1 protein-coding gene and 1 pseudogene are annotated in these 852 nt (G+C 60.7%); both read right to left on the bottom strand.

Going from position 1 to position 852, the window contains the following annotated elements; translation table 11 throughout:
- The coding region (locus YH3_RS34690) for a DDE-type integrase/transposase/recombinase (protein WP_154100429.1) at nt 1-479 on the bottom strand (479 nt) is incomplete at its 3' end.
- A 179-nt stretch (nt 480-658) separates the two neighbouring features.
- Nucleotides 659-852: pseudogene (locus YH3_RS36400) on the bottom strand (hypothetical protein); the annotation flags it as partial.

The raw sequence follows: 852 nt of genomic DNA, 5'->3' as shown, positions 1-852 counted from the left end.
GGTCGTGAATGCGACCGGGTGATGCCGAGGTTGGTGAGCAGTTCCGACACCAATCCTGAGGTCATCGAAGTGCCGCGGTCCGCGTGGACGGTGTGCGGGGCGATGCCGTTGCGCTCGATTGCTTCCGCAATGAATTCAGCTGCCAATTCAGCACTTTCGTGTGCAGCCACGATCCACGACGGGTTGTAGCGAGAGTAGATGTCGATCAGTACGTACAGGTGAAACCACACGCCCTTGGTGGGCCCGCGAAGTTTGGTGATGTCCCAGGTCCAGACCTGTGAAGGTCCGTCGGCGAGGAGTTCGGGGATCGCCTTCGGTGGATGTGTCGCTGTTCGTCGGCGTTCACGGTTTTGTCCGGCCGCGGCGGCGATCCGATACATGCTCGACAGTGAACACCAGTAGTTTCCCTCGTCGAGTTCCCGCGCCCAGATCTGACATATGGCCAGGTCAGCGTTCTTGTCGCTGTTGATGACGGTCAAAACTTTCGCTCGCTCGGATGCGGTGAGCGCTTGGCCGTTGTCCGGGATGGGTCTTGGTTTCCGGGGACCTTGAACGGGTGGTTGCTGGTGACGGTAGTGGGTGGCGCGGGATCGCCCGATCAGGATGCAGGATCGCCTGGTGGGGATTTCGGCGGCTCGCAGGTCGGCGAATGTGCTGTTCAGTGCGTCTTCGGTAAGGGCGGTGTGTCCGTGCTCTCGGAGATGGATTCCAAGAGCACGTGAAGTTTTCCCATGATCTCGAGCGCGGCCTCCGTCTGCGTCAATTGCTTTGCCAGACGAGCGTTCTCGCGTGTCAGTCGGGCCATTTCCTTACGTGTCGCGGCGTCGGTGTCGGGATGGGCGACCGCTTTCG

This window comes from Rhodococcus sp. YH3-3, assembly GCF_001653035.1.
GTDB classification, from domain to species: Bacteria; Actinomycetota; Actinomycetes; order Mycobacteriales; family Mycobacteriaceae; genus Rhodococcus_F; species Rhodococcus_F qingshengii.
The sequence above is the reverse complement of the archived record's forward strand: the minus strand, read 5'-3'. Positions and strand labels throughout refer to the sequence as shown.